Below are 7115 nucleotides of genomic sequence, written 5' to 3' on the forward strand. Positions count from 1 at the left end.
GGCGACGGCGTCGGCCCCCCGCCAGGCGGCGTGCGCGACGGCCGCGCGGGCGATGACCAGGTCGGCGCGCATCCCGTCGACGTCGAACGCGGCGCAGACCGCGGCGATGCGGCGCAGCTCGGCGTCCGGCAGCGCGACCGAGCCGACCCCGGCGCGGGCGGCGGCGATCCGCTCGGCCGTGGCGCGCTCGGCGTCGACCCAGCGGGCCGCGAAGCCGGCCGGATCGTCCTCGAAGGCCAGCCGCCTGCGCACCACCTCGACGCGCGTGTCGACGTCGCGCGCGGCCCGCACCTCAACGGCGAGCCCGAACCGGTCGAGCAGCTGCGGGCGCAGCTCGCCCTCCTCCGGGTTCATGGTGCCGACCAGCAGGAACCGCGACGCGTGCGAGACCGACACGCCGTCGCGCTCGACGTGGGCGCGGCCCATCGCGGCGGCGTCGAGCAACAGGTCGACGAGGTGGTCGTGCAGCAGGTTGACCTCGTCGACGTAGAGGACGCCGCGGTGGGCGTCGGCGAGCAGCCCCGGCTGGTAGGCGCGCACGCCCTCGGACAGCGCCCGTTCCAGGTCCAGCGAACCGACCAGCCGGTCCTCGGTGGCGCCCACCGGCAGCTCGACCAGCCGGGCCGCGCGGTGCTCCACCGGCCCGGCCGTCGCGTGCGGGCCGTCCGGGCAGGCCGGGTCGGGGTCGGCCGGGTCGCAGCCGAAGCGACAGCCCGGGACCACTGCCAGCTCCGGCAGCAGCGCGGCCAGCGCGCGGACCGCCGTCGACTTGGCGGTGCCCTTCTCGCCGCGCACCAGCACCCCGCCGACGCCCGGGTGCACCGCGTTGAGCAGCAGCGCCAGCCGCAGGTCGTCGTGGCCGACCACGGCGGAGAACGGGAAGCCGGGCAGCGTCCGTGCGGTCGTCACCCCGCTGACCCTGCCAGAGCGGTGCCGCCCCCGCGCGCCCCTCGTGACCGATCCCATCGCCCTCGTCCCCACGGCCCCGGGCGAGGTTCAGGAAAGCCACGTTCCTGCCCTCTGCGGGCAGGAACGTGGCTTTCCTGAACCCGGGGGCCGTCAGCAGGGGGCGGCGAGGTGGGTGTGGACGGTGGGCAGGCCCGGTGGGGGGCCGTGGGCGATGAGGTGGTCGAGGGCAGCGGTGTCCAGGTGCCGCTCGACGAGGTCGCCGAGCAGGTCGAGCTGGGCGGAGCGCTCGGCGGCGAAGTCGGTGTCGGGCGCCGCGACGAACCCGCTGCGCCCGGCCAAATCGGCGGCCCGGCGCAGCAGCGCGCGGCGGAAGCCGTCGTTCTCCAGCAGGCCGTGCCAGTGCGTCCCGACGACCGGGCCGGCGTCCGAGCCGGCGTCGGGGCCGGTCGTGGCGCCCAGCAGCGGCGGGTCGGTGGAGCGCACGACCCGGCCGTGGTGGATCTCGTAGCCGCGCACGGGCTCGTCCCACGCGGTGCCCGTCGGGCGCCCGAGGTGCTTGTCGGGCGCGAAGTCGACCTCCAGGTCCAGCAGGCCCAGACCGTCGACCGAGCCGCCCTCGACGCCGTGCGGGTCGGTGATCCGGCGGCCGAGCATCTGGTAGCCGCCGCAGATGCCGAGCACGGGCCGTCCCGCGCGGGCGTGCGCCGCAACGGCGTCGGCCAGCCCGGTGCGGCGCAGCCACCCGAGGTCGGACACGGTCGACTTCGACCCGGGCAGCAGCACCAGGTCCGCGTCGACGAGCCGCGACGGCTCGCTGACGTACCGCACGGCGACCCCGGGCTCGCAGGCCAGCGCCTCGGCGTCGGTGCTGTTGGACATCCGCGGCAGCCGCACGACGGCGACCCGCAGCCACTGCTCCCCCAGCGGGGCCGCCGGCCGGCCGAGCACGCCGTCGGCCACCGCGGCCAGCGAGTCCTCGGCGTCCAGCCACAGCCGGTCGGCCCACGGCACGACCCCGAGCGTCGGGCGCCCGGTCAGCGCCAGCAGCTGGTCGAGGCCGGGGGTGAGCAGGCTCGGGTCGCCGCGGAACTTGTTGACCACGAACCCGGCGACGCGGGCCTGGTCGGCCCGGTCGAGGACGGCCACGGTGCCGAACAGGTGCGCCAGCACGCCGCCCCGGTCGATGTCGCCGACCACGACGACCGGCAGGTCGGCGGCCTGGGCCAACCCCATGTTGGCGATGTCGGTGGCCCGCAGGTTGATCTCCGCGGGCGACCCGGCGCCCTCGCAGACCACCACGTCGTAGCGGCCGCGCAGCTCGGCGAGGGTGTCGGTGACCACGTCCAGCAGGGCGGCCTTGCGGTCGCGGTAGGAGCGCGCGCTGACCGTCCCGTCGACGCGGCCGAGCACCACGACCTGCGAGCTGCGGTCGCTGCCCGGCTTGAGCAGCACGGGGTTGAACGCCACGCTCGGCTCCAGCCCGCACGCCTGCGCCTGCATGGCCTGCGCCCGCCCGATCTCCCCGCCGTCGGCGGTGACCACGGAGTTGTTGGACATGTTCTGCGCCTTGAACGGCGCCACCGCCACCCCGCGCCGGGCCAGCCACCGGCACACCCCCGCCACCAGCGCGCTCTTCCCGGCGTCCGACGTCGTCCCGGCCACCAGCAGCGACCCGTGCAGCCCCACGCCCGGCACGGTACGGGCCGACCCGCTCAGCGCCGCGGTCCGTCGTCCCACGTCACGGTCAGGGTGCTGCGGTAGGCGCTCGACGGGCCGTCGCCCACCGGCGGGTCGACGGGCTCCTCGTCGCGCGGCCAGACGCGCACCGCGCGGAACCGGTACCCGTCCTGGTCGGCCGGCTCGACCTCGAGTCGCACGGCCTGGCCGACGGCGAGCGCCCGGAAGCCGGGGACGGCGACGGCGCTGTGGTGCACGAAGCAGCCGCCCGGGGTCCCGTCGCACTCGACGACACCCCAGCCGTCCTCGTCGTGCCACACCACGACGGTGCCCTCGGCGATCACCCCGCCACGGTACGTCCACCCCGGGTATCACCCGAGCTGCCGGCCCGGTCCTCCGGTCACGCCATCGACCGGACCGGAGGGCACTGTGAGCTATCGGAACCAACCGCGGGACCGGCGAGGGCGGTGGACGACCGGTGGTGCCGGAGCCGTCACCGTGCTGGCGAGCGTGCTCATCGCGGGTGCCGCCGTGGAGGGTGGCGCGGTCGGAGCCGGCGGCGTCGGGACCGCCACCCGTCCGGGATCGACCAGCACGGGCCACGCCAAGGCTCGCCAGGGGGACACCACCTGGGCCGTCGCGCGCCTCGAACGGCTGGCCGAGCGGGTCGATCGACTGACCACGGCCGTGGAGGACGACTGCGCCGCCCACGCGACCGGCCAGGTCCGGGAGTTCTTCCGGCAGCACCCGTGCGAGGCCCTGTTCCGGGCGCTGTTCGAGATCCGCGAGGGCGACACGGTGGTGCGCGTGGCGATCGCCGCGGTCGACATGCCGGACGCCGACCTGGCCCGGCAGTACCAGGACGTGATCGACGGCGAGGGCACCGGCACCGTCCGTCCGCTTCGCCGGACGGGCCGCGGCGATGACACGGGCTTCGACGGGACCGCCTACGAGTCCGCCCGCGACGACTCGACGGTCGTCATCGCGCAGGCCGAGCCGGTCGGCCGAGCGCCGCGGGCGGTCGAGCTGGCCGAACGGGCGGTCAACGCCGCCACCTCGGGCTGACCGCGCAGCCGGGTATCTGCCGCCGACGACAGCGGGTCCTGGATGCGGCAGCGGCGCCCGCTGCCGCGGGACGACCATCGGGGGTAATGGTGGCACGGTCGCGACGCTCGAGGTTCCACGCCTGGGGTTGGCTGCTGGCCGCGGCGGCCGGCCTGCTGGCGTTGCAGGGCACATGGGATGCGGCCGGAATCGTCGGCCTGACGTGGGTGGTCTTCGTGCTCTTCGCTCGACGCACCCAGTGTCGCGTCGAGAAGGCCGACGGCGGCCCGTGTGCCAACCCGGTCACCGGGATGTGGGGCACGTGCGGCACCCATCGCGGCGCGAAGTGGCGGTCGATGCCGCTGTTCGCCCGCGACGGGGCGCTGGGTCTGCCCCGGCTGATGTGGCCGCGCCCCGCCGGGTCACCTCGGGCCGGTGTCCGCAGCGGTGCACGCGCCCCGGCGCCTCGCCCGGCGCCGGCCCCCGGCACCGACGGCCGCACCGAGCGGATCATCGCCGTGTTCGGCCTGCTCGTCGCCATCGCGGCGTTCGTCCGCGACCTCGTCGCCGGCTGACCCGCGCGGCCCACACCGGCGTGCGCGACGTCACCGAGCCGATGCTGTCCGCCCACGCCCGGGCTCATCCACGCGCCGGGCTATACGCGCGCCGGCCAGCCACTCGTCCGTCCCCCGCCGCATCTCGGCCTTCACCTCGTCCGGCGCGAAGGACGCGTCGATCGCGGCGCGGTGGAGCCGGGCGATCGCCGCGTCGTCCAGGTTGTAGGCGTCGCGCACGGCGGCCAGTTCGGCGGTGAGGTCCCGCCCGGTGACGTCCGGGACGTCGGTGCTGATCATGACGTTCAGATCGGCGGCCAGCATCCGCGGCAGCGGGTGCTCGGCGAGGGAGGCGACGATCCCGAGCGCCACGTTGGACGACGGGCACACCTCCAGCGGGATCGCGCGGTGGCGCAGCTCGGCGACCAGGTCGGGGTCGTCGAGGGCGCGGATGCCGTGGCCGATGCGCTCGGCCCGGCCGGCGTCGAGCGCGGCGCGGACGCTCCGCGGGCCGCAGGTCTCGCCGGCGTGGTGCACGACGTGCACGCCCGCGTCGCGGGCCTCGGCGAACACCTCGGCGAACGGCTCCACCGGGTGCTCCTCGCGCCCGGCCAGCCCGATCCCGACGACGCCTGCGGCGCGGTGGCGCACGGCCAGGTCGAGGGTCCGGCGGGCGCGGTCGACCGGGCGGCGCCGCGGGTGGTCCAGGATCACGCCGTAGCCGATGCCGGTGGCCGCGGCGCCCTCGGCCAGGCCGTCGAGCACGGCCTCCAGCGGCATGTCCGGGTCGCCGAGTCGGGTGCCGTGACCGAGCGCGGTGAAGGTCACCTCGACGTACCGGACGCCGTCGGCGGCCTGGTCGGCGCAGAACTCGGCGGCGATCCGGTGGAAGTCGTCGGGGCGGCGCAGCACGTCGCGCACGGCGCCGCCGTGCTCGGCGAAGGCGGCGAACCCGGCGAACGGGGCCGGTGCGAGCGGGGGTGGCAGGCCGTTGCCGGCGGCGATCCCGGCGAGGGTGGCGGGGCGGATCGCGCTCTCCAGGTGGACGTGCAGGTGGGCCTTGGGGAGCGTGCGGGGGTCGCGGTGGGCGGGCGGGGGCACGCGGGGAGCGTCGCCGAGGGCAGGCGCCCGCTCAACCGGGTTCCCCGACGTGGTCAGCCGGTGCGAACTCCGCGGGCCTGCGCGGCGAGCAGGTTCGCCGCCGCCATGAGGACGCGCGCGGGGGCACGTCCGGCCGGTGGACCCCGCACCAGCTCCAGCGGCCCGAGGTCGCGCGCCCCGGACCGCGGGTCGGTTCGGCGCGGCGAGTCTGGGCCGCCGCGGTCGCGCTCCGTGGCCGTTCGGACACGGTTGCTCCGAACGCCGCAGCGAGGTCCGGACCGCGCCGACGCCGATCCGGCCGGGCGAATACCGTGGGGGTGTGCGGTTCCTGTTGCGTCCGGGCTGGATCGCCCTCGTGGTCGCGGTCATCGGCTTCGCGGCGGCGGCCTTCACGCTGCTCGCGCCGTGGCAGTTCGGCCGCGAGGCCGACCGCGACGCGCAGCAGCGGGCCATCGACGCCTCCTACGCCACCCCGCCCGCTCCCTTCGAGGAGCTGGTCGCGCCCGGCGCGGGCGTCGACGCGTCGACCGAGTGGCGCCAGGCCACGGTCATCGGGACCTACCTGCCCGAGGCCGAGGCGGTCATCCGGCTGCGGGTGGTGGACGGCAAGCCCGCGGTCGAGGTGCTCACCCCGCTGCGCAGCGAGAGCGGGCGGGTGCTGCTGGTCGACCGGGGCACGGTCACCGCGGTGAGCGGGGCCGACGTGCCCGCCTACCCCGCCCCGCCGACCGGGACGGTCACGCTCACCGGGCGCCTGCGGGCCGACCAGCCCGACCCCGAGGACCGGTCGAGCACCGGCCCGGACGGTCGCCTGCTGCTCTACACGGCCGACTCGGCCGCGGTCGCCGCGGCGAGCGGCCTGCCGGTCGAGCCGGGCCACCTGCAGCTCGCGGCCGAGCAGCCGGGCGTGCTGACCCCGGTGCTGGTGGCCCCGGACAGCGGCGGCGCGCCGTTCACGAACCTGTCCTACGCCCTGCAGTGGATCACCTTCGGGGTGATCGCGCTGTTCGCGCTCGTCTACTTCATCCGGCTGGAGCTGCTGCAGCGCGGCGGGACGCGCCGGCAGGACAAGGCGGAGCTGCGGCGGGCGCTCGCCGGCGACGACCAGGACCCCTGACCGCGGCGACGACCACGGCGAGCAGGGTCGCGGCCGCGCCGACGAGCCGGGACAGCCGCGCGGCGCGGCGCAGGTCGGCCGGGGTCGGCGCGGGTCCGCGGCCGAGCCGGGGGCGTTCCTCCACCCGGTGCGGGTACACGGTGCGCCCCCCGAGCGTGACGCCCAGCGCCCCGGCCGCGGTCGCCTCCACCGGCCCGGCGTTGGGGCTGGGGTGGGCGGCGGCGTCGCGCCACCAGGTCGCCAGCGCCGCCCGCGGCGAGCCCCCCACCGCCGGAGCGAGCACGGCGAACAGGGCGGCGGCCACCCGGGCGGGGAGCAGGTTGGCCAGGTCGTCGAGGCGGGCCGCGGCCCACCCGAAGCGCAGGTACCGCGGGGAGCGGTGCCCGACCATCGCGTCGAGCGTGTTGACCGCCCGGTAGCCCAGCAGCCCCGGCACGCCGGCCGCGGCGCCCCACAGCAGCGGCGCGACGACGGCGTCGGAGGTGTTCTCGGCCATCGACTCGGTCCCGGCCCGGGCGGCGCCCGCGACGTCGAGGGAGGCTGGGTCGCGCCCGCACAGGCTCGGCAGCCGGGCGCGGGCCGCGGCCAGGTCGCCGTCGGCGAGCTCGTCGGCGAGCGCGGTGCCGTGCCGGGCCAGCGACGTGCCGCCCAGGACGGTCCAGGTGGCCGCCGCGGTCAGCAGCACGCCGGCGACGGGGTGGCGCGCGCAGGCG

The 7115-nt window shown here is 77.1% G+C and carries 8 protein-coding genes; 3 read left to right on the forward strand and 5 right to left on the reverse strand.

Annotated features, from left to right (window positions below; translation table 11 throughout):
- From KIK08_RS35855 to KIK08_RS35865, 3 genes are all read right to left on the reverse strand, one after another.
- Window positions 1–891, reverse strand: an 891-nt coding sequence (locus tag KIK08_RS35855) for a magnesium chelatase ATPase subunit I (RefSeq protein ID WP_250558511.1), incomplete at its 3' end; no start/stop codon positions are given.
- A gap of 168 nt (window positions 892–1059) precedes the next feature.
- Complete coding sequence (locus KIK08_RS35860; protein WP_214407774.1) at window positions 1060–2589, reverse strand: cobyric acid synthase; 1530 nt, start codon at window positions 2587–2589, stop codon at window positions 1060–1062.
- A 32-nt stretch (window positions 2590–2621) separates the two neighbouring features.
- Entirely contained in the window at window positions 2622–2930 is a 309-nt protein-coding gene (locus tag KIK08_RS35865) for a cold-shock protein (RefSeq protein ID WP_214407769.1), read from the reverse strand.
- Between the two features lie 154 nt (window positions 2931–3084).
- On the opposite strand from KIK08_RS35865, the gene KIK08_RS35870 reads away from it, so the two are divergent.
- Entirely contained in the window at window positions 3085–3651 is a 567-nt protein-coding gene (locus KIK08_RS35870) for a hypothetical protein (protein ID WP_214407770.1), read from the forward strand.
- Between the two features lie 86 nt (window positions 3652–3737).
- Window positions 3738–4205 (forward strand): hypothetical protein, encoded by a 468-nt coding sequence (locus tag KIK08_RS35875; RefSeq protein ID WP_214407771.1) that lies wholly within the window; start codon window positions 3738–3740, stop codon window positions 4203–4205.
- A 30-nt stretch (window positions 4206–4235) separates the two neighbouring features.
- Here the strand turns inward: KIK08_RS35875 and add are convergent, their stop codons facing one another.
- A complete protein-coding gene (add, locus tag KIK08_RS35880) occupies window positions 4236–5285 on the reverse strand; it encodes an adenosine deaminase (RefSeq protein WP_308258111.1) in 1050 nt (349 codons plus the stop codon).
- 319 nt (window positions 5286–5604) lie between these two features.
- Here add and KIK08_RS35885 point away from each other — a divergent pair, with 319 nt between their 5' ends.
- Window positions 5605–6402: an SURF1 family cytochrome oxidase biogenesis protein gene (locus KIK08_RS35885; protein ID WP_214407773.1), complete on the forward strand. Its 798-nt coding sequence runs from the start codon at window positions 5605–5607 to the stop codon at window positions 6400–6402.
- Here KIK08_RS35885 and KIK08_RS35890 read toward each other — a convergent pair.
- On the reverse strand, window positions 6308–7115 hold an 808-nt coding region (locus KIK08_RS35890; RefSeq protein ID WP_250558510.1), incomplete at its 5' end, for a CobD/CbiB family cobalamin biosynthesis protein. The genes KIK08_RS35885 and KIK08_RS35890 overlap by 95 nt on opposite strands.

Origin of the sequence: Pseudonocardia lacus (genome assembly GCF_018531445.1) — a bacterium.
Lineage (GTDB): Bacteria > Actinomycetota > Actinomycetes > Mycobacteriales > Pseudonocardiaceae > Pseudonocardia > Pseudonocardia lacus.